The organism is Synechococcus sp. RS9907 (assembly GCF_014279615.1).
Taxonomy (GTDB): Bacteria; Cyanobacteriota; Cyanobacteriia; order PCC-6307; family Cyanobiaceae; genus Parasynechococcus.
Window position 1 is genome coordinate 2,033,271 of record NZ_CP047944.1, and the last position, 19,717, is coordinate 2,052,987.

Here is a 19,717-nt window from a genome sequence, read left to right on the forward strand (position 1 = left end):
TTCACGTCAGGCCCATGGATCCCCTGCAGCACCGCAAGGCCTGCAAACATTTGTTCATGGGGCCACGGAGGGCCATCCCAGCAGCCGTAACGTGGCGCGATCCGGCTTGCTTTCGTCGATGACAGTGACCGCCAGCAGCGGCAGCCCGCGCGTGTCTCCCCAACTGTTCGACACGCTGCCGCTCTCCAGCGTCCGTCAGGCAGAGCAGCAGGACCGTTTCCCTGACAACGGGGAACTGGACAGTCTTGTGACCTTCTTCAGGACCGGTCAGGACCGGATCGAAGCGTCTCGGATCATTGCGGCCAACGCCGAGGCCATCGTGGCCCGCGCCGCCAACAGAATATTTGTGGGAGGTACGCCTCTCTCCTTCCTTGAAGCACCCCTGACAACGGGCGAAACCGGGCGTTCAACAGCTCAGGAAGGCACTCCGCTGGCTGCTGACCAAGCCGCGTTTGAGCAGTCGGTGCGCACCTTCACGGGCGACAGCAACAGCACCAAGCGGGGCAACTTCCTCACGCGCCTGCTGGAAGGAGCCGGCGGCGATGCCGACGTGCGGGTTGTACTCCCCACCGGTTTCAACGCCATCAGCGTGGCCAAGTACGGCCCGGCCTTCATGCGCAAGTCGGTGCGCGACATGGGTTGGTTCCTGCGCTACGTGGGCTATGCCCTGGTCGCCGGAGACCCCAGCATCCTTGCGGTGAACACCCGCGGCCTGCGGGACATCCTTCTGGAGAACTGCTCTCTGGCAGCCACCAACGTGGCTCTTCAGGAGATGCGGGCTGCTTCAGCGGAACTGCTGCGGGATCGTCCTGAAGCCCGTCAGATGACCATCGACTGCTTCAACGTGCTGTTGCAGGAGCTGGCCATCCCCACCCCCAGCACGAAGCAGCGCCAGGGGAGTGCAGTGCAACAGGGCCTGCAGCTGCCGGCGATCTATGCCCTGGCTTCAGAGGGACGACAGCTGTTTGAGATGCGTCCCGGTCTGTCCGGAGCAGAAAAAGCAGAAATCATCCGCGCCGCCTACCGCCAGGTGTTTGAGCGCGACATCGCCAAGGGCTACTCCCAGACCCCCTGTGCGGACAAAGCCAGTGCTGTCTCCCAGGGACAGATCTCAATGCGTGAATTCGTTCGCGCCCTCGGCCGCAGCAAGGAATACCGCCAGCAGTTCCACGACGGTTTCGTCAACAGCCGTGTGGTGGAACTGGCGTACCGCCACTTCCTCGGCCGTGGCATCAGCTCCCTTGAGGAATTCCGCAAGTCATTCGCAATCCTCAGCGACCAGGGCCTCAACGGTCTGGTGGATGTGCTGGTGAATTCCTCGGAATACGCCCAGGCCTTTGGTGAGGAGACCGTTCCCTACCTGCGGGATCTCGGCACTGAAGCTCAGGAGAGCGCCGGTTGGGGCTCCAATCGCAAGCTGTTCAACTTCAGCGCCCCCTTCGAAGGCGCGCCGCAATACGTCACCCTCTACGCCTCCTATCGCCAGCCCTTTGCTGATCAGCACGTCTACGGCGGCGGCAATGATCCGGTGGCCAACCAGTACGGCGCCATCTTCCCGAGCGGAACCGCCTCGGTGGCCACACGGCCGGCGCCTTACGGCTACGACAGCCGCCGCCTGCTGGTGAGCAACGGTCTCAACAGCCCCGGACAGCTGGACAGCGCCAGCTTCCGCGGCAGCCGCCCCCGCAAGGTGGGGCCACGGGTGGTCCGCCTTCAGCAGATCGCAACCGGGGGAACCGTCAATCCCCGTCGCGGCGGAAACCCCAGCGTTCGCACCACTGAAGCCAGCACCCAAGCCGTGATCAAGGCGGTGTATGTGCAGGTGCTGGGCAACGGTGGCTATGCGGGAGAACGCATGGGCTCAGCCGAAGCCCGACTCGAGAATGGTGACATCTCCCTGAAGGATTTCGTGCGCGCGGTCGCCCGCTCCGATGCTTTCCGTCGCCGCTACTGGAGTGGCCTTTACATCGTGAAGGCGATCGAAGTGATGCACCGCCGTCTGCTGGGACGTCCCACCTTCGGCCGCTGGGAAATCGATGCCCTGTTTGACACCGCTGCCCGCCACGGCTTCTACGGGGTGGTGGACGCCCTGATCGACAGCCGTGAATACAGCGAAGCTTTTGGATCCGACACGGTCCCCTTTGAGCGATTCATCACCCCAGGCGATGTGAACGCCCGTCGTGCCCCCGGCTGGGCCCGCCCGCTCAATCTCGCCGCCGTGGCCGATCTCACCCAGAGCAGCCGCCCCGAAGCGCGGCCATCGGAAGGCTTCCGCAGCAGTGGCACGATCACACCCCGCAACCTGGTCGATACCAAGTCGGCGTCCCAAGGAAGTTGGACGCCCAACAGTGGCGCCAGCGCCAGCGGTGCCGACTCCCGTTGGCTGTCGGTGGTCCGCCAGCAAAGCCTGGCCTCGAAGCAAACCGGCTTCCCGATGCGTCGGGCCAGCGGATCCGAGCCCAGCAAGCTTGATGGCCCCTCATGGACCGTCAAGAGCCGCTCCGTGGCGACCGGCAAAACCCAGGCCCTCTCGACCATGGGGCAGGCACTGGCCAACTCCGATGCCTCTGGATTCCAGCTGCGGGGAGGGCTCCCAGCCATGCTGGAGCTGAAACAGCCCTGCAGCGAGTCTGAACTTCGCACCGTGCTCGATGCGACGTATCGGCAACTGCTGAACCGCGTTCCAACGGAAAGCGAGCGCCTGGTCTCCGCCGAGTCACGGCTGCGTAACCAGGACATCGACCTGCCTGATTTCATCGCTGAATTGGCCATGAGCGAAGCGTTCCAGAACCGCATCGCCTCCATGGCTCCGCTTCGGGCTGCCTCCGCTGCAGGCCTGGCGCTGCTTGGACGGGCCACCACCCCAGCGGAGACCAGCCGCTTCCTGATCACCCGCGCACAAGCCGGTCAGGGTGCAGCTGTCACCGAGCTGTTGGCAGAACGGATCAGCACAACGGTGCCCCGCATCGACGGCATGTCCACGGCGGCAGGGGTCAGCCAGGCCACCATCCAACGGACGGCCTCGCTTTATCGCGGCAATGCCGGCCTGAATCCCCCCACGGGCGACGCGATCTAAGCCAAACGGCGATTTTCCGGACAAACAACCACCCAATTCACAGCGGTTGTTTTCATTGGATCCCGGTGAAGTGCCGCTTTATCGGGATCATTTTTTGCGTCTTGGGAGCCTCTCGAACCATGGCGTAAATCGCAGTCATGGCAACGGTTTTCCGCGCATGGCTGATGCCGTGAAGAACTGTTACCCGGGCAAAAATCCCAGGCCGTCGCCAGCGCAGAATGCATCAGCCGATTCCAACGGAGCGAGGCCACAACGATCAGTGTTGACCGTTGTGAACAAGTCTCACTCCCGACGCTTCGACCCCCTGTCTCAGCCTTTAGTCTGAGACGCGATCCCTCGGGATCACCCCTTATTCACCGGATACCGGTCTCCTACGGGCGGCCGCTTGTTTCGAGGCAGAACTGCATGAGCATCGTCTCCAACTCGATCATCAACGCGGACGCCGAAGCCCGCTACCTCAGCCCTGGCGAACTCGACCAGATCAAAGCCTTCGTCACCGGCGGTCAACGCCGTCTGCGCGTGGCCCAGGTCCTGTGCGAAAGCCGCGAGCGCATCGTCAAACAGGCTGGTGGTCAGCTGTTCCAGAAGCGTCCCGACGTCATCTCCCCCGGCGGCAATGCCTACGGCGAAGAGATGACCGCCACATGTCTGCGTGACATGGACTACTACCTCCGCCTCGTCACCTACGGCATTGTTGCCGGTGACGTCACACCGATCGAAGAGATCGGTGTGATCGGCGCGAAAGAGCTCTACCGCTCCCTGGGCACTCCCCTGGAAGCCATGGCAGAAGCCGTGCGCGAGATGAAGATCGTCGCCATGGGCCTTCTCACCGGAGCCGACGCAGAGGAAGCCGGCACCTACTTCGATTACGTGGTTGGCGCCCTCGCCTGAACCGCTCGCTGAATTCCCCTCTCGTCTCCTCTCGGATCCATGCAAGACGCCATCACCAACGTCATCAACAAGTCGGACGTCCAGGGTCTCTACCTGGACACGGCTTCGATGAGCAGCCTCGAGTCGTATTTCGCCAGTGGTGAACTGCGCGTGCGCGCTGCCGCCACCATCAGCGCCAATGCTTCGGCCATCATCCGTGATGCCGTGGCCAAGGCTCTGCTGTACTCGGACATCACCCGTCCTGGCGGCAACATGTACACCACCCGCCGCTACGCAGCCTGCATCCGCGACCTGGATTACTACCTGCGTTATTCCACCTACGCCATGCTGGCCGGTGACACCTCGATCCTCGATGAGCGTGTTCTGAACGGCCTCAAGGAGACCTACAACTCCCTGGGGGTGCCCATCGGCGCCACCGTTCAGGCCATCCAGGCCATGAAGGAAGTCACTGCCGGACTGGTCGGCCCTGACGCCGGCAAAGAAATGGGTGTCTACTTCGACTACATCTGCTCCGGTCTCGGCAACTGAGCCCCATGCGGTTGTTCAAAGTCACCGCTTGCATCCCCAGCCCTGAAAAGGTTCGGACGCAGCGCGAATTGCAGAACACCTTCTTCACCAAGTGGGTGCCCTACGACAGCTGGTTCGCTGAACAGCAGCGCATCCAAAAGCAGGGTGGCCGCATCATCAAGGTGGAGCTCTGCACCGGGGGTCAGCAAGTCAACGTCGGCAACTGAACTCCTCTCCCAAGCGAAATCCAAGCCCGGTTCATCACCGGGCTTTTTTATTGGCCATCAACCTTGGAGGGTCTGCGCCACCAAAGCATCGAGGTCCGGAAGAACAGCGGCATCTCCCTCCCCCAACCAGAGCACATACTCGTGGTTGCCGGCAGGCCCAGTGATCGGCGAAGCCACCAAGCCCTGGGGCTGCCACCCCGATTCTGCTGCCGCTGCAATCACGGATTCAAGGGCATCCCGGTGGGCCGCTGGGTCACGCACCACGCCGCCCTTGCCGACGCGACTCTTGCCCACCTCAAACTGCGGCTTCACCAGCACCAGAGCATCGGTGTCGGGACCCCGCAACAACCGGCGCAACGCCGGAAGAATCAGCCGCAGGGAAATGAACGACACATCGGTGACCGCCAAACTGGGCCAGGGGTCGTCGGCCCCATAGAGATCGTCGGGCTGCAGATGGCGCAGGTTGGTGCGTTCCCGCAGCACCACCCGTTCGTCGGTTCGCAGGCTCCAGGCCGTTTGGCCATAGCCCACATCAACGCCATAAACACGGGTGGCGCCATGCTGCAGCAGGCAATCGGTGAAGCCGCCGGTGGAGATGCCGCCATCCAGGCAGACGCGCCCCTCCACCAGTACAGGGAAAGCCTTCAAACCCGCCAATAGTTTTTCACCCCCTCGAGAGACGAAGCGGGGGGGCTGCTCAACCCGCAGTTCTCGCTCCGGCGTCACCTCTGTTCCGGGCTTATCCAACAGGGTGCCGGCACCATCCCGCACCTTCCCAGCACGAATCAACTGCTGCGCCTGTTGGCGTGAACTGACCAATCCACGGGTCAGGAGTTCCAGATCAAGACGCTGTTTGGACGCCATTGCGACATAAAAGCAGACCGATCCCGAAGAAAACCGGCGATCCAGCGGCTGGAACGTGTTCTGCCTGGAGGATTTCCTCAATTCGCGTCGAGGGACGTGTCCAAGCACCGCCCCAAACCCGCCAAGGTGGTGCCGCTGTTGCGGCCGGGCAGCTTTGTGCGGCTCGATAATCAGCCCTGCGACCTGCCACCCTTCCAGGTGCTTCACTGCCGCGGGGGACGCTGCTGGGTGCGCCAGCAATCATGGGGATCCCATCTGCAATGGGAAGTGGATCATGAGCGCTTGAACATCGCGTGAGCAAAGCAACCGCTCACCATGCCCTGCCAAAACTCCCAGCCATCAGTTTGTTCGATCAGTGTCTTGGCAAGGCAACCATTTCACGGCTCAATGGATCATGGATGCTGGTTGAGCGAACGTTTGGGTCAAGCGACAGCCCTAAAACGAGCTTCGAAACGACGGGGTAGACAAGAAAACCAGACTTCAGCTCTGGTTCAGCGGCTGCTGCCCCTGCCTTGGCAGCTCTGGCCTGCGGAAGCTCGCCTGCTGATGGGACTGGCGGGATTCTGGAGTGTGGCCGGACTGGTGGTGCTCGCGTCCGCCAGTTGGTGGGTGGCCCTGCGAGAAATGGGCGACGGCGGCTTCTACCTCAAGCGGCAGGCCATCTGGCTGATGGCCAGCTGGAGTTTGCTGGGCATCACAATCTCCACCAACTTGCGGCGATGGCTGCGTTGGTCAGGCCCAGGGCTGTGGATGGGCTGCCTGCTGATCGCCGCCACCCTTGTGATGGGCACCACGGTGAACGGCGCCAGCCGCTGGCTGGTGCTGGGTCCGCTGCAGATGCAGCCCTCGGAGCTGGTCAAACCCTTCGTGGTGCTGCAGGCCGCCAACCTGTTCGCCCCCTGGAGCCGCATGAGCCTCGACCAGAAGCTGCTTTGGCTGGGGAGCTTCGGCGGGCTGCTGCTGCTGATCCTCAAGCAACCCAACCTCTCCACAGCGGCCCTGATGGGACTCACCCTCTGGATGGTGGCCCTGGCGGCTGGACTGCGGTGGCGCAGCTTGTTGGGCACCGCCCTGGCCGGATCGCTGCTTGGCACCGCAAGCATTCTGATCAATGAATACCAGCGGATCCGGGTGGTGTCGTTTCTGGATCCCTGGAACGACCCGATGGGAGATGGCTATCAGCTGGTGCAGAGCCTGCTGGCGATCGGATCGGGCGGTTGGATGGGGCAGGGCTATGGCCTCTCCACCCAGAAGCTCCAATACCTGCCGATCCAGAGCACCGACTTCATCTACGCGGTGTTCGCCGAGGAATTTGGATTCGTGGGTTCATTGCTGCTGCTGCTGTTCCTGATGCTGGTGGCCTGGGTGGGGCTGCGGGTGGCCCTGCGCTGCCGAAGCAACCAGGCCCGGCTCGTGGCCATCGGCTGCACCACAATCCTGGTGGGCCAGTCGATCCTGAACATCGCGGTGGCCTCTGGGGCGATGCCCACCACCGGTCTGCCACTGCCCTTGATCAGCTATGGCGGCAACTCGCTGATGTCGAGCCTGGTGATCCTGGGCCTGCTGATCCGCTGTTCACTGGAATCCACCGGCTTGATCGGTGGGCGATCGTCCGGCCAACGCTCAAGGGCGCACCAAAACTGATGGAGATTCTGATTCCAGTGTCGGTGGGTGAGTTGGTCGACAAGATCACCATCCTGCAGATCAAGGCCAACAGGTTCAGCGGTGAAGCCCTAAGCAATGTGCAACGGGAGCTCACGCTGCTGGAGGGTGTCTTGGCCGGATGTGGGGTGGAGCTGCCAACGGAGCTCGTTGACGCGCTCTCTGAGATCAACCAGCAGCTCTGGACGATCGAAGACGACATCCGTGAACAAGAGGCAAACGGATGCTTTGACGATCGCTTCATCGCGCTGGCCCGCTCGGTGTACCGCTGCAATGACCAGCGGGCTGCGCTGAAACGGCAGATCAACACCGCCACCGGCTCTCACCTGATCGAAGAAAAGGGCTATGCCGCCTATTGAGCCAGGCCTGCCTAAGGGCTTGCCTGGATAGGCTCTGGGAATTCAAGGGCACCTGTGGACCTGCTGCTGCTCTCCGATCTGGCCCAGAGCAGCGAACAGCTGCTGCGGAGCGCCCTGGAAGAGCCGGGTCCGCTCACCCTGGCGCTGGTGTTCGGTGGCGGCGCCCTCACCAGCCTGGGACCCTGTTCGCTGTCGTTGCTGCCGGTCACGCTGGCCTATCTGGCGGGCTTTGAGGATGGCCAACCGCCCTGGCAGCGCAGCCTCGCCTTCTGCGGCGGCATCGTCGGTGCCCTTGTGGTGCTGGGCAGCGTCAGCGGTCTGCTGGGCCGGATTTACGGCCAAGTGCCGGCACTGATCCCCACATTGGTGGCGATCCTGGCGGTGGCGATGGGGCTCAACCTGCTGGGGGTGCTGCGGATTCCACTGCCAAGCGGTCCAGACCCAGAGCAATGGCGTCAGAAGGTGCCGGCCCCGCTGGCGCCGGTGGCAGCGGGGCTGGCCTTCGGGCTGGCGGCCTCCCCTTGCACCACGCCAGTGTTGGCGGTGCTGCTGGGCTGGATCGCTCAGAGCGGTCGTCCCCTGGCGGGGGTGGCTCTGCTGAGCAGCTTCGGAATCGGCCAGGTGCTACCCCTGCTGCTGGCGGGCACCTTTGCGGCCGCCATTCCCAAATTGCTGGCCCTGCGGGGCATCAGCCGCTGGGTGCCGCCGGCAAGCGGTGTTGTGCTGCTTACCAGCGGTCTGCTCACCCTGCTGGCCCGCTGGAGCTAATGGCGATGGCAAGAGGGATGGGCCTGCTGAAACGCCTGGCGGGGTGGCTCAGTGATCTGCGGCTAGCCATCGTGCTGCTGCTACTGATTGCTCTAGCCAGTGCCGTGGGCACCGGCATCCCCCAGGGGGATCCCCCGGCTAGCTACATCGATGCTTATGCCGACACCCCCTGGCTGGGGCTGCTCCACGGCGAACAGGTGCTGCAGCTGCAGCTCGATCACGTGTATTCCAGCGGCTGGTTCCTCGCCCTGCTGGCTTGGCTGGGGCTCGCCCTGATCCTCTGCAGCTGGCGGCGACAGTTGCCGGCCTTGGTGGCGGCCCGGCGCTGGATCGACTACCGCACCCCGCGCCAATTGAGCAAACTGGCCATCGCCGAAAGCCTGCACTTTGCTGACCCCAGCCAGGGGCTGACGCAACTGGAAACGGTGCTGCGGTCCGGCGGATGGGAGGTGCAACGCAAGCCACAGCGGCTGGCGGCCCGACGCGGCGCCATCGGCCGGGTGGGGCCGCTGCTGGTGCACACCGGCCTTGTGCTGCTGATGCTGGGGGCGGCCTGGGGGGCGCTGGCGGGGAACCGCATTGAGCGCTTCCTGGCCCCCGGCCGCAGCCTCGACCTGCTGGATCGCGATGGCACCAGCCAACTGACGATCACCCTGGATCGCTTCGCCATTGATCGGGATCCGGCGGGCCGCACAGAACAGTTCCGTTCTGCCTTGCAACTGCAGGGGCCCAACCAAAGCCTGGAAACCGAGATCAGCGTCAATCACCCGCTGCGGCACCGGGGCATCACGATTTATCAGGCGGATTGGTCGCTGGCGACGATCAGTCTGCAGATCGGGCGTAGCCCCGTGCTGGAGCTGCCGCTACAGACCTATCCGGAGCTGGGTGATCAGATCTGGGGCCTGGTGCTACCGACACGCCCCGATGGAACCGAACCGGTGTTTCTGAGCCTGGAGAGCGAACAGGGACCCGCCACGGTGTTTGATGCCGACGGCCAGCAACTGGCCCGACTGCGACCGGGTGGTCCCGCCGCGGAGGTAAAGGGCTTGCCGATGCGGGTGGACGCGGTGCTGCCGGCCAGCGGACTTTTGCTCAAACGGGATCCAGGAGTACCGCTGGTGTACCTGGGCTTCGCAGTGCTGCTGGTGGGCGGTGGGTTGAGCCTCGTGGCCACCCGGCAGCTTTGGGCCATCGCAGCCGATGGAACCCTCAGCGTGGGTGGCCTCTGCAACCGCAACCTCGCCGCTTTCGCTACCGAATTGCCGGAACTACTGGAGCGGGTGGTGGTCACTCGCAATTCAACGCAGAATGGATCTGAATCGACCATGGGATGACGAGCTTCCGCCAGCTGCGCCAACACCGCCACGGGGCCTGGCTGGCCGAGCTGAAACGGCAGCTCCAAGAATTACTGAGCCAAGAACACAGGCCCCACCCGGATCAAATCTACCTGTTTGGTTCACGGGCCCGGGGCGACTGGGATGGGCTGTCGGATACCGATTTACTGGTGGTGGGGACCAGCAAATCTGTTGCGGAGCTTTGGGTGAACCTGCTGTTGGACCGCGGCCTGGCCCAGGACGTGATCGGCATGGATCACGAGGCCTGGATGGAACTGCCAGCCCATCCTTCGGCCATCTGGCGGGGCGTAGCCCGTGATGCACAACCACTACTGGAGGAGCCGCAATGAATTCCCGTCCGGATGCATGGTTGCGTCAAGCCCACAACGATCTCGCGCTGGCTCATTTGGCCAAAGACAACGGTTTTCTGGCCCAAAGTTGCTACTACGCCTCGCAAGCCGCTGAAAAGGGGCTGAAAGGAGCCTTGCTGGAGCTCGGGATCGAACCACCCCACACCCACGTGCTCAACGATCTGGTGCAACGCTTGGGGGACAACGGTCTCAACACCGATCAACTGAAAGCGCTGCCCTTAAGGGGGCTCAGTCGGATGGCGATCCAGTCGCGCTACCCCTTGGACGCAACGCCACCATCCGATCTATTTGACCCGACGGATGCCGAACAGGCGTTGGCAACAGCCGCTGAAGTGCTCAACATCCTTGAGGCCCTCGATCAGCAGGGCTGACGTGTGCCATGGCTGACCCGCACCACGGTGTGGACGTTGCCGCGAGGGTTGAAATCGGCTTCCAGCTGCATCCAGACCGGATCGGTGGCGGCCACCAGGTCATCGAGGATGCGGTTGGTCACCTCCTCATGGGAGATCGACTGGTCGCGGTAGCTGTTCACGTAAAGCTTGATCGCCTTCAGCTCCACCACCCGCGGCCCGGGTTGGTAGAGCAAGCGCAGCACCGCGAAATCGGGGTAACCGGAGAAGGGGCACTTGCAGGTGAATTCCGGCAGCTCGATCGACACCTCATAGGGGCGGCCGGGCCGGGGGTTGTCGAAACAGATCAGCTCGGCTTCGGCGATGGCGCGCTCGCCGTAGAGGGGGGTCTGGGTCAAAGGTCGCTTGGGGCCTGTTCTGATCAGCGACCTTAGGAAGTCAAGCTTCGGCAGCGTTCTGTAACAGCGGTCACGCACGGCTCTAGGAAGCACGGCATCCTTGGAACCAGATCAGTACTGCCCACATGAAAAAGGTCGAAGCGATCATTCGTCCTTTCAAGCTGGAAGACGTGAAGGTGGCGCTGGTAGAAGCCGGCATCATCGGCATGACCGTGAGCGAAGTGCGGGGCTTCGGCCGCCAGAAGGGCCAGGTGGAGCGCTACCGCGGCTCGGAATTCACCGTTGAGTTCCTGCAGAAACTGAAAATCGAAGTGGTCGTGGAAGACGACCGCGTGGAAGACGTGGTCAAGTCGATCGCCGATGCCGCCCGTACCGGCGAAATCGGTGACGGCAAGATCTTCATCAGCCCGGTGGAATCGGTGGTTCGGATCCGCACCGGCGACCGCGACAGCACGGCGCTCTGAGCATCGGGCTTACCAGGCCCGGTACACCAACCGCCCCAACAGTTCCCTCAGGGCTCTGGAGGAGTTCTCCAGGGCTGAAGCACTGGGAAGCCACTGGGTTGGGTCACGCCAGAGCGGACCGGCCCAGCGGCCACGGGCCTGGAAGTCCACCGGGAACGGCAGCACCTGCAAGCCCTGGCGTTCAAACAGGCGCTGGGCGCGGCGCATGTGGAAGGCACTGGTGACCAGCAGGATGCGGGCACGTGCCGGCAGCAGCTGACGAATGGCGGCCGCTTCCTCCGCGGTGTTCACCACGAGTGACGTGCTCGCCATGGCGGCAGCAGGAATTCCAAGCTGGCGCGCTTCCTGCAGGTAGCGCTGGCCTTCCGGCGGCTGACCGGGACGAAATGGGCTGGCACCCCCGGTGAACAGCAAGCGCGGCGCCTTGCCGGCACGGAACAGGTCGAGGCCAGAGAGGAAGCGGTCGGGATCCTCCCACTCACTCACCCGGGCAGCACCGGGGGCCGGATGACGTCCGCCGCTAAGCACGACGATGGCATCGGCCTGGGGGGCCTCCAAGGCAGAACGGCGCTGCCAGGGGGCCTCGAGCCAACGCCAGAGAACCTGGCTCACCAAACCCAAGGAGAACACCCAAAGCAGCAACATGGCGGTGAAGACGGGCCAACGCCAACGGCAGATCCAACCCACCACTAAGAGGATCAGGCTGATACCGAGTGGCAGGACGGCCAGGGGAAGCAACTTGCTGAGGAAATAAGCCATCCAGAGCACTAGCCGCCTCTGCGCTCAGCCAGCACCAGAGGGTCGTAACTCATGGAGACCCCAAACTCCTCAGCAAACTCCACCACCCGGCACCAAGCGCGATCACCATCGGGCCCTGGCCGAAGAATGCCAGTAAGAATCACCGGCGCGTTGCCCGTCTGCAGGGTGAGCTCCACCAACGGCCAGCCCACCGAAGCCTGCACGGCATCGTCCCGGTACGTGGGAGCCACATCGATGGACCCGATCAGGATGCGGCGGAGGCTGGCATCCCAGGCATAAGGAATCTCATAGCGGCTGAGCAGATCAGCGGCGATCGCCCAAGAACGGCCAAACTCATCGATCTGCACTGCAAGATCCTCGCCACGGGACTGGATCATGGTTTCGCCGTTGAAGGCCGAGGGCGAGGGAGGCGTAGGGGAGCGATCACCGCGCAGCAGGGCGCGGATGCGCCGGCGCAGCTGATCGCCGCCATCGCTGGGTCCATTCTTCTCGAGCTGCAGCAGGTCCCAACGCTCGCCGGTGCCGCCCCAGATCACGGGCCCGTAGTTGTCGTGCATCACACGGCCATCGCGGTTGGAGGCGGCCTCGGCGTGGGTCAGCACCGACTGAAGGCTGATGTCAGATGCCTGCCAGCCCCAGCTGCGGGCGATCGCGGCGGCTTCCGCGCAGAGGCTGGTGAGCTGGGCGGACGTGGGAGGCAGGGTCCAGGGGTTGGGGATGCCGCCCATGCAGGCGCAGGAGAGAGCAACGCTGTTGCGGTTCCGGCCGTAGGTGTGGGCCGGCAGATCCACGCTGTAGGCATGGAGCCGGTGCACCCGGCCGTCGCCGCCGATGATCGAGTGATAGTGGCCGGGCCGGATCCAGTCGTAACCCGTGGCCGTCCAGTGCAGATAGATGACAGCAGCCATCGTGCAAACCAAGACCTCTGGCCAAGGGTGGCCAAGCGGCGGCAATCCGTCGACGGGGCATGAGAATGACGCCGTGACCGTGCATGCGCCGCACAACTGGGCTAAGCGCTTCGCAGCCAACCCCGCTCCTGAGCAAGCCTGCTGTGGTCATCGCACTTGGTCAATGCCGGGACGTCTTTCCCAAGAGGATGAGCCCAGAGGCCTTGGGCTGAGCAATGGCACCTGGGCCCTAAGGTGAAAAAGTATCCTTTTTTGGATGAGCGCAGCACAACCTGCCCGCCGCAACCGCCGCCCCAAGAAACGGGAACTGTTTTGTCCGGCCCACCCTGAGCAACGTATCCAGGGCAACGGCAAGAAGTACTTTCTGCATCTGTTGCAGCAGGAGCAGCTGCAGCAGCGCGGCATTTCTGCCAGGAAGGCGCAGCTGATCATCAACGCCTACCCGGTGCTGGTGCTGAGCAACGAGTGGCTGGAGGAGCTGTTCTGCCCGAAATGCAGCAGTAGCCGTTGGTGCCACGTGATCAAACACAATGCGGTGACGCACACGGTGCGCTGGGCACCGCGGGATCTCTGGGAGCAGGTGGCCCATGTGGATCCCAGCGCCGCCAATCCGACGGTGAGCGAGTTCACCCGCCGCAACGCCCGTCGCAATGTGACCAAAAGGGTGGACGGCAAACGCTTTTTCGACTGATCAGGACGAATGATCAAGGCGAGGATCGAATCAAGTGCAGGGCGTCCTGTCCACCATGGACGACCCGTGTGTTGATGCTGGAATCGAAGCTCACCAGCATCTCTTGATGATGCACAAGCTGAGGATCCAGCAGGGAGATCACGGCAACTCTCACCGCAGCTGATTCACCAGCTCGAGATCAACGACAGCCCCTGAAGTCCGAATCGCCAGGCTAGGGCGCGTTGACCTTGAAAGCCGATTCGGCTTCCTATGGCAGGCAGTCCTAAGGCAGGTCATGTCGGCCAAGCAGGTCAATGCCCAAGTGAGCCATGACCCATGCCGCAACGCGCTTCAGGCCTTAGACCTCTGCCACTCCGGCACCAGCCCCGCCAAAAGCCTGAGCGCTGTATCCGCATCCTGGGCCGCAATCGCTGTCTGTAAGGCATCCAATTGAGGCCAGAGCTCACGAGGAGGCAACGACCGTTCCTGTGCCCGATAAATCAGCGGATGCGGTGTGGGCTGGGATGCAGCATCGATCAGCAGCTCTTCGTAGAGCTTCTCGCCAGGCCGCAAACCGGTACACACAATTTCAATGTCCCCATCGGGATGGGCGGCATCGCGCAGAGACAAGCCACTCAGACGCACCATCTGCTCAGCCAGTGCTTTGATCCGCACCGGTTCGCCCATGTCGAGCAGAAACACATCCCCGCCCTGGGCGAGCACAGACGACTGCAGCACCAACGTGGCCGCCTCGGGGATGGTCATGAAATAGCGAATGATCTCCGGGTGGGTGAGGGTGATCGGTCCACCGGCAGCGATTTGGCGGCGAAACAAGGGCACCACCGAACCTGAGGACCCGAGCACATTGCCAAAGCGCACCATCGACAAACGGGTGCTGGTGGCTTCAGCAGCGTGAGCCTGCACCACCAATTCAGCCAGACGCTTGGACGCTCCCATCACGTTGGAGGGGCGCACGGCCTTGTCGGTGGAAATCAGCACCACCTGACCCACGCCGTTGGCGATGGCGGCGCGACACACCTGATCGGTGGACCCCACGTTGTTGGCCAGCCCCGCCAACGGGTTGGCCTCCACCAGGGGCACATGCTTGTAAGCAGCCGCATGGAACACCTGATTCACCGCCTGATCGGCGAACAAGTGCTGCAGCAACTGCGGATCGGTGGCACTGCCCAGCACTGGCTGGAGCAGCACATCATCCGGCAGCAGGGAACGAAGCTCCTGCTCGATGGCATAGAGCGCCGGTTCACTGCGCTCCAGCAAAATCAGCCGGGCTGGAGATAAGGCAAGAATCTGACGGCAGAGCTCCGAGCCAATCGAGCCGCCCGCACCGGTGACGCAGACCACCGCCTCACGAATGCCAAGCCCAAGCAACTGGGGGTCGGGAGGCACCTCATCGCGTCCGAGCAGATCTTCAATCGCGATCGGCCTGAGGGCATCGATGCGGGCGCGACCGGAGGTGAGGTCATCCACCGACGGCACCTGCAATATGGTGATGCCAAGACTCTGGAAACTGTCGACGATGCGGCGGCGTTCACTGCGAGGAAGAGAAGGAATCGCCAGGAGCACCTGATCAATGGAGTCCTCCATTTCGATCAATTTCTGAGGCGGTTGGATCGCAACCCCGTTGATCGAACGATTCCAATAGGCCGGGTTGTCGTCGAGGAAGGTGAGAATCCTGTGGTTGCCCGCCAAACGCAGAGCCGCTGCCAACTGAGCCCCGGCCTCACCGGCCCCGTAGATGGCGACACGAAGCTGCTGCTTGTGCTGAGAGGAGCGCAGGTTGAGCAACACATCCCGCAGAGCAAAGCGCAACGCCCCCGTGAATCCGGTGAGCAGCAACCACAACAGAATCCAGCTGCTGCGGGGCGGCATCGGCAGTCGAAACATGACCCCGATGCCGGCCAAAAACAGCACCAACAGACCATTGCGGCAAGCGAGGCGATAGATGGCTTGACTACCGACGTAACGGGTGAGGCCCTTGTATTGCCCCGTGAAGGCATAGAGGGGCAGCCCCACCAAGACCACTGCCAGCAACAACCAACTGCCAGCAGCGGTGAAGTTGGGATGGAATGGATGGGCCAGCCGCAACCAGAAGCTGAGCCACACCGCAAAAGGCAGCAAAAGCGCATCAATGGCGATGAGCAGAAGCCGCCTAGCCACTGGTGGCAAATTCACCAATCCTTTTGTGGAGAAGGAATAAACCATCAGCTTTCTGATGCAACCGCGAAGGGCACAGCAAACCGTTGATCCAGCCAGACTCCGAGCAACAATTCAGCAACAGAAAGACTCAAAACCAAGGGCAAGCCCCCGACAAGCATGGCCACGGCTAGCACTGCGGTGGCCGCGATATAAATGACAGACACGCGGGAGTGAGGCCAGCCAGCCTGGTGCAGGCGTTGGAACAAATGAAGCCGATGAGCCTGGAACACCAGCTGACCAGCCAGCAAACGACGAAGAACGCAGAACAAAGCATCCCCCAGCAGTGGCGTGGCCACAAGGAGGTAGCCAAACGCCTCTGTCCAGCTGGAAGCCTGAAGGACCAGTCCCGCAAACACTGCACCAAGAAAGGTGCTACCCACATCTCCCATGAACACCTTGGCGGGGCTCCAGTTCCAAATGAGGAAACCAAGCAGCGAACCCACCAGAGCCCATAACGGCCAGGGCGCATCCAAGGCCGACGCCAGGGCGGCGACGGACACTGCCATGCATCCGGCCACCAGGCCATCTAAGCCATCCATGAAGTTGGTGAAATTGATCACGGCAGTGATGGCGATGACCAGCAACAGAAGTGCCGGTAGTGACACCAACCAACCGAGCGGAGTTGCTGCCGCAAGAACTGCTGGCAAGGTGACGGCCAAGGGGCTGAGCAGCATCAACGGCAGTGTGGTGGCCAACTGGACCCCAAAGCGCACAGCGGAACCCAGATCGTGACGATCGTCGAGGAAACCCACAACAGCCAATGGCAGGGCACACATCACCACACCACTGAAGGCAGCACCGGCCGGAAGCCCCCCGCATAACGCAACAGCACTGGACAGTGCGGTCACAAGAACAAAGGCAAGACCACCACCGCGCGGGGTGGGGCGCTGGTGGGAGCTGCGGGCGTTGGGTTGATCCAACAGGCGACGACGCAGCTGCGGGAGCAGAGCCCAGAGAAGCACTCCGCTCGTTAAGGCCGAAAACAGCAGCACCAGGGCAAGTGGAAACAGGAAAAGATAAAAGTAGGTTCTCAGCAGACTTCAAAAAATGTGTCGGCGCAACCAGAGGCCAAGCTCACGGCCATCCCAACCACAGATTCTCCAGAGCTGAACGCGCAGAACGTCGCGATGCAGACGTAGCGGATCTTCTGGCGGGGATGCCGGCGGCAACTGCCGGGCCGGTGGAGCCTGCACATGAATCCCTTGGGTTCCCAGGGCTTGGAGGGCAATCGCCAGGGCGCGATCGCGATGGGACTGATCCGTGATCAGCATCACGCGACCAATCGATTGGGGCAAGCGGCCACTCAGTGATGTGAGCTGGCCGACCGTGTCGTCTCCCTGCAGCAAAACGCCCAGCCGTGGGCTAGAAGGATCAAGACCACGCGATAGAAGCTGCTGCTGCGAGGCCCGCTGCAGTGAGTCGCTGCCCAGAATCCAGAACGCCTGCTCTGGCAGCTGCTGCCAGAGATCCAGAGCAGCTTCAGTGCGACGGGGATCATCGGCGAGCACCACGATCGCCGTGGCAGGGCCACGCAGGGGCAGGAGCAGGGCGAGCTTGGGCCAGTGCCACCAGAGCAAACCGGCAGCCGAGAGAAGAGCCAACAAGGAGAGCCGTTTCAAGGCGAATCGGGCAACGGAAACGGCTGCGGGGGCTCGTCGAGCAGCTGATGGCAAGGGATGAAACCCGCAAGATCGGCGCCCATGCGCAGCACGGCTTCAAAGGCCTTGGGGGAGCGCAACAGCAGCGGCGCGGCAAGCAGATAAAACAGTCGGCTGGGAATCGGCAACAGGCGGCAACGTCTGGCCCGGTCGCCGCTGGGCTGGGCCTGCTGCAGGCTCTCGAGCATGGCGCGGTAGCTGAGTGGCACGTCGCCACCGAGGGGAATGCGGTGCGGCAGCGCCGGATCCCACTCACAGCGGCTGAGCTGCTGAGCCAGGCGGACGGCCACCGCCGCCAGCTGCCGGGCGTGGATCGGCTGGCGCAGTCCGGTGGGGGTAGGCAGGGGAAGCAGCGGCAGACGGCGCAACAGCTGCAGCAGGCGGCTCAGATTGCGGTCGCTGTAGGGACCGACCTGGCCATAAATGAGGGTGGGCTGGAGGATGCGGCAGCTCACCTGCAGGTGGCGACAAGTGGTGAGCAGCTGCTCTTCTGCGCTGGTGAGGCTGCCCACCAACTGCCGATCGAAGCCGTTAGCCGCGTAGCGCTTGGTGAGGGCCGACGAGGAGGAGCAGGCAATGAGGCCGCGTAACCCGGCCAATCGCTCCGGGTGGACTCGGGCCAGCTGTTCGAGGAAGGGAGCCAGCAACCAGATGGGCCCGAAGCTGATCCAGATCGCCGGCGCTCCCGCCTCACCATCCGGGCGGAAGGCCGCGGGATCCCGGAAATCGGCGGGATGGGTGGTTGAGCGGCGGGAATAGGCGTGGAGCGGCCAGCTGGGCTCAGCAAGGGCGGCGTAGTGGCGAAATGCTTCGCCTGTGGGTGTGGCGGCACCGAAGAGATGGAGCTGCATCAGCCGTTGCACTCCAGCCAACTCATCACCCTGCGCAGATAGCGCAGCACGAATGGAAGCCACCAACGCCAACCAAAAGCGCGGCGGTAAGCGCGACTCACCTCCTGGAGGCGGCGTTGCGTCTGCTGGCCGCTGATGCCGCCGACAGCCATGTGCACCAGCTCCAGATCGAGGCACTGCACAACAAGATCGGTCGATCGGCTCAGCTGCAGGAAATAGTCGAGATCAGCCGAGAGGCGAAAGCCGGGGGCATAACGCGCCAGGCGCTGGCGGGCTCCGGGCCCGAACAGGGTGGCCTGGTGCGGGGGGGTGGACCCAAGCAGCAGGGCGCGGCGGTAGGCGGCGCTGCTGAGCAGGCCGGCGGGCTGGAACACGGTGGAGCGGGCCAGGCCACCGCTGGCGGGATCGGCATAACGACCACGGCACACCAACAGATCAGGTGTGGTGCCCTGGGATGCCGCCTGCTCCAGAGCAACCGCCACCCGGTCCAGCACGGTGGGAGCGGCGGCCCAGTCGTCCGAGCCCCAGAACAGCAGCCAGTCGGAAGGGCCAGCCGACGCAAAGCCCTGGTTCATCGCCCCGAAGATCCCCGCCTCGGCTGGGCTCTGCTCCACCCAGCGGCAACGGGGGTCGCCTGCACAGCACTGGATCAGCCACTGGCGGTGCTCAGCGCCGGAGGGACCATCGATGAACAGCAGCTGCCAGTGGGGCCAGCTCTGCTGCTGCAGGGAATCGAGCAGACGCGGCAGCAGGGCATGGGAGTTGAGCGTCGGCACGACGATCAACAACGACGAGCGACACAAACCCATGGGCAAGAAAGAACTCATCAATGATTGGGGCGATGTCCGACCACGACAACGGGATTCCCCCGCACAATGGATCCTGGTTCGACCGTGCCACTCACCACGGCACCAAGGGCCACGACGGCACCGGGGCCCACATTGGTGCCGGGCGCCAGCACAGCGGAGGCAGCGATCCAGGCATCGCTGCCAATGGTGATCGGGCCGAGGCGCAGCTCGAAGCCGGGGGAGCGGAAATCGTGGTTACCGGTGCAGAGGTAGGCGCCCTGAGAAATGCAGACGCGATCGCCGAGGGTGATGGGGGCGAGGTTGTCGAGCCAGGCGTCTTCCGCAAGCCAGCAAGCCTCACCCACCAGCAGGCGCCAGGGGAATTTCACGCGCAGGCCGGGCTTGATCCGGCAACCCGAACCGATGCGGGCCCCGAAAACGCGCAGGAGCAGTACCCGCCAGGCGGAGCCTGGCAGCCAACGGGCACTGAGCAAAGGCGAACCAAGGCAGAACCAGAAGACCTGCTGCGGCACAGGAGCACCGGGATGCCAGCTAGGCGGTGTGCGGTAGCGATCAAGGCGTTGCTGCATGAGGG

24 protein-coding genes are annotated in these 19,717 nt (G+C 63.3%); 13 read left to right on the forward strand and 11 right to left on the reverse strand.

The features are described 5' to 3' along the window. Nucleotides 1-118: 118 nt before the first annotated feature. The 4 genes from SynRS9907_RS11230 to SynRS9907_RS11245 all read left to right on the forward strand — a co-directional run bounded on the left by SynRS9907_RS11230 (nt 119) and on the right by SynRS9907_RS11245 (nt 4,701). On the forward strand, nt 119-3,076 hold the full coding sequence (locus SynRS9907_RS11230; protein WP_188021047.1) for a phycobilisome rod-core linker polypeptide: 2,958 nt from the start codon (nt 119-121) through the stop codon (nt 3,074-3,076). Nucleotides 3,077-3,481: 405 nt separating this feature from the next. Then, nucleotides 3,482-3,967, forward strand: coding sequence for an allophycocyanin (locus SynRS9907_RS11235; protein WP_114989510.1), 486 nt, complete (start codon nt 3,482-3,484; stop codon nt 3,965-3,967). 39 nt (nt 3,968-4,006) lie between these two features. Then, nucleotides 4,007-4,495 (forward strand): allophycocyanin subunit beta, encoded by a 489-nt coding sequence (apcB, locus tag SynRS9907_RS11240; RefSeq protein WP_114989511.1) that lies wholly within the window; start codon nt 4,007-4,009, stop codon nt 4,493-4,495. 5 nt (nt 4,496-4,500) lie between these two features. Continuing rightward, a complete protein-coding gene (locus SynRS9907_RS11245; RefSeq protein ID WP_006851140.1) occupies nt 4,501-4,701 on the forward strand; it encodes a phycobilisome linker polypeptide in 201 nt (66 codons plus the stop codon). Nucleotides 4,702-4,758: 57 nt separating this feature from the next. On the opposite strand, the gene SynRS9907_RS11250 is transcribed toward SynRS9907_RS11245, so the two are convergent. Continuing rightward, entirely contained in the window at nt 4,759-5,565 is an 807-nt protein-coding gene (locus tag SynRS9907_RS11250) for a TlyA family RNA methyltransferase (RefSeq protein WP_188021048.1), read from the reverse strand. Nucleotides 5,566-5,661: 96 nt separating this feature from the next. Between SynRS9907_RS11250 and SynRS9907_RS11255 the strand changes: the two genes are divergently transcribed. The 7 genes from SynRS9907_RS11255 (at nt 5,662) to SynRS9907_RS11285 (ending at nt 10,430) form a co-directional block, all read left to right on the forward strand. After that, a complete protein-coding gene (locus SynRS9907_RS11255) occupies nt 5,662-5,862 on the forward strand; it encodes a hypothetical protein (protein WP_188021049.1) in 201 nt (66 codons plus the stop codon). 108 nt (nt 5,863-5,970) lie between these two features. Next, nucleotides 5,971-7,209 (forward strand): FtsW/RodA/SpoVE family cell cycle protein, encoded by a 1,239-nt coding sequence (locus SynRS9907_RS11260; RefSeq protein ID WP_255445898.1) that lies wholly within the window; start codon nt 5,971-5,973, stop codon nt 7,207-7,209. Further along, on the forward strand, nt 7,209-7,586 hold the full coding sequence (locus SynRS9907_RS11265) for a DUF6165 family protein (protein ID WP_188021050.1): 378 nt from the start codon (nt 7,209-7,211) through the stop codon (nt 7,584-7,586). Before SynRS9907_RS11260 ends, SynRS9907_RS11265 begins: the two co-directional genes overlap by 1 nt. A gap of 54 nt (nt 7,587-7,640) precedes the next feature. Then, a complete protein-coding gene (locus tag SynRS9907_RS11270) occupies nt 7,641-8,354 on the forward strand; it encodes a cytochrome c biogenesis CcdA family protein (protein ID WP_188021051.1) in 714 nt (237 codons plus the stop codon). 5 nt (nt 8,355-8,359) lie between these two features. Continuing rightward, nucleotides 8,360-9,688 carry a cytochrome c biogenesis protein ResB gene (locus SynRS9907_RS11275; protein ID WP_255446045.1) on the forward strand — a complete coding sequence of 443 codons (1,329 nt, stop codon included), beginning with the start codon at nt 8,360-8,362 and terminating at the stop codon, nt 9,686-9,688. Continuing rightward, nucleotides 9,685-10,038, forward strand: coding sequence for a nucleotidyltransferase domain-containing protein (locus tag SynRS9907_RS11280; RefSeq protein WP_188021052.1), 354 nt, complete (start codon nt 9,685-9,687; stop codon nt 10,036-10,038). The genes SynRS9907_RS11275 and SynRS9907_RS11280 overlap by 4 nt, the downstream gene beginning before the upstream one ends. Next, on the forward strand, nt 10,035-10,430 hold the full coding sequence (locus SynRS9907_RS11285) for a HEPN domain-containing protein (protein ID WP_188021053.1): 396 nt from the start codon (nt 10,035-10,037) through the stop codon (nt 10,428-10,430). The genes SynRS9907_RS11280 and SynRS9907_RS11285 overlap by 4 nt, the downstream gene beginning before the upstream one ends. On the opposite strand, the gene queF is transcribed toward SynRS9907_RS11285, so the two are convergent. Then, on the reverse strand, nt 10,418-10,807 hold the full coding sequence (queF, locus tag SynRS9907_RS11290) for a preQ(1) synthase (RefSeq protein ID WP_188021054.1): 390 nt from the start codon (nt 10,805-10,807) through the stop codon (nt 10,418-10,420). The genes SynRS9907_RS11285 and queF overlap by 13 nt on opposite strands. 125 nt (nt 10,808-10,932) lie before the next feature. On the opposite strand from queF, the gene SynRS9907_RS11295 reads away from it, so the two are divergent. Further along, nucleotides 10,933-11,271 (forward strand): P-II family nitrogen regulator, encoded by a 339-nt coding sequence (locus SynRS9907_RS11295; protein WP_186541119.1) that lies wholly within the window; start codon nt 10,933-10,935, stop codon nt 11,269-11,271. A gap of 9 nt (nt 11,272-11,280) precedes the next feature. Here SynRS9907_RS11295 and SynRS9907_RS11300 read toward each other — a convergent pair whose 3' ends face one another. After that, nucleotides 11,281-12,030, reverse strand: a complete 750-nt coding sequence (locus SynRS9907_RS11300; RefSeq protein ID WP_188021055.1) for a YdcF family protein — start codon at nt 12,028-12,030, stop codon at nt 11,281-11,283. Between the two features lie 8 nt (nt 12,031-12,038). After that, nucleotides 12,039-12,938, reverse strand: coding sequence for an N-acetylmuramoyl-L-alanine amidase (locus SynRS9907_RS11305; protein ID WP_188021056.1), 900 nt, complete (start codon nt 12,936-12,938; stop codon nt 12,039-12,041). A gap of 256 nt (nt 12,939-13,194) precedes the next feature. Here SynRS9907_RS11305 and SynRS9907_RS11310 point away from each other — a divergent pair, with 256 nt between their 5' ends. Further along, nucleotides 13,195-13,629: a hypothetical protein gene (locus SynRS9907_RS11310; protein ID WP_188021057.1), complete on the forward strand. Its 435-nt coding sequence runs from the start codon at nt 13,195-13,197 to the stop codon at nt 13,627-13,629. A 13-nt stretch (nt 13,630-13,642) separates the two neighbouring features. On the opposite strand, the gene SynRS9907_RS11315 is transcribed toward SynRS9907_RS11310, so the two are convergent. The 7 genes from SynRS9907_RS11315 to SynRS9907_RS11345 all read right to left on the reverse strand — a co-directional run bounded on the left by SynRS9907_RS11315 (nt 13,643) and on the right by SynRS9907_RS11345 (nt 19,712). Beyond that, nucleotides 13,643-13,783 carry a hypothetical protein gene (locus SynRS9907_RS11315; RefSeq protein WP_188021058.1) on the reverse strand — a complete coding sequence of 47 codons (141 nt, stop codon included), beginning with the start codon at nt 13,781-13,783 and terminating at the stop codon, nt 13,643-13,645. Between the two features lie 176 nt (nt 13,784-13,959). Further along, nucleotides 13,960-15,831: a nucleoside-diphosphate sugar epimerase/dehydratase gene (locus tag SynRS9907_RS11320; protein WP_188021059.1), complete on the reverse strand. Its 1,872-nt coding sequence runs from the start codon at nt 15,829-15,831 to the stop codon at nt 13,960-13,962. After that, the gene (locus tag SynRS9907_RS11325) at nt 15,831-16,817 is read right to left on the reverse strand and encodes a glycosyltransferase family 4 protein (protein WP_255445899.1); all 987 of its coding nucleotides are present in this window, start codon (nt 16,815-16,817) and stop codon (nt 15,831-15,833) included. Before SynRS9907_RS11325 ends, SynRS9907_RS11320 begins: the two co-directional genes overlap by 1 nt. Before the next feature lie 48 nt (nt 16,818-16,865). Further along, nucleotides 16,866-17,444, reverse strand: coding sequence for an ElyC/SanA/YdcF family protein (locus SynRS9907_RS11330; protein ID WP_188021060.1), 579 nt, complete (start codon nt 17,442-17,444; stop codon nt 16,866-16,868). Next, nucleotides 17,441-18,334, reverse strand: a complete 894-nt coding sequence (locus SynRS9907_RS11335) for a hypothetical protein (protein WP_188021061.1) — start codon at nt 18,332-18,334, stop codon at nt 17,441-17,443. The genes SynRS9907_RS11330 and SynRS9907_RS11335 overlap by 4 nt, the downstream gene beginning before the upstream one ends. Further along, nucleotides 18,334-19,161, reverse strand: coding sequence for a glycosyltransferase (locus SynRS9907_RS11340; protein WP_188021062.1), 828 nt, complete (start codon nt 19,159-19,161; stop codon nt 18,334-18,336). Before SynRS9907_RS11340 ends, SynRS9907_RS11335 begins: the two co-directional genes overlap by 1 nt. Continuing rightward, a complete protein-coding gene (locus tag SynRS9907_RS11345) occupies nt 19,161-19,712 on the reverse strand; it encodes a WcaF family extracellular polysaccharide biosynthesis acetyltransferase (RefSeq protein WP_188021063.1) in 552 nt (183 codons plus the stop codon). Before SynRS9907_RS11345 ends, SynRS9907_RS11340 begins: the two co-directional genes overlap by 1 nt. Between the last annotated feature and the right edge of the window lie 5 nt (nt 19,713-19,717).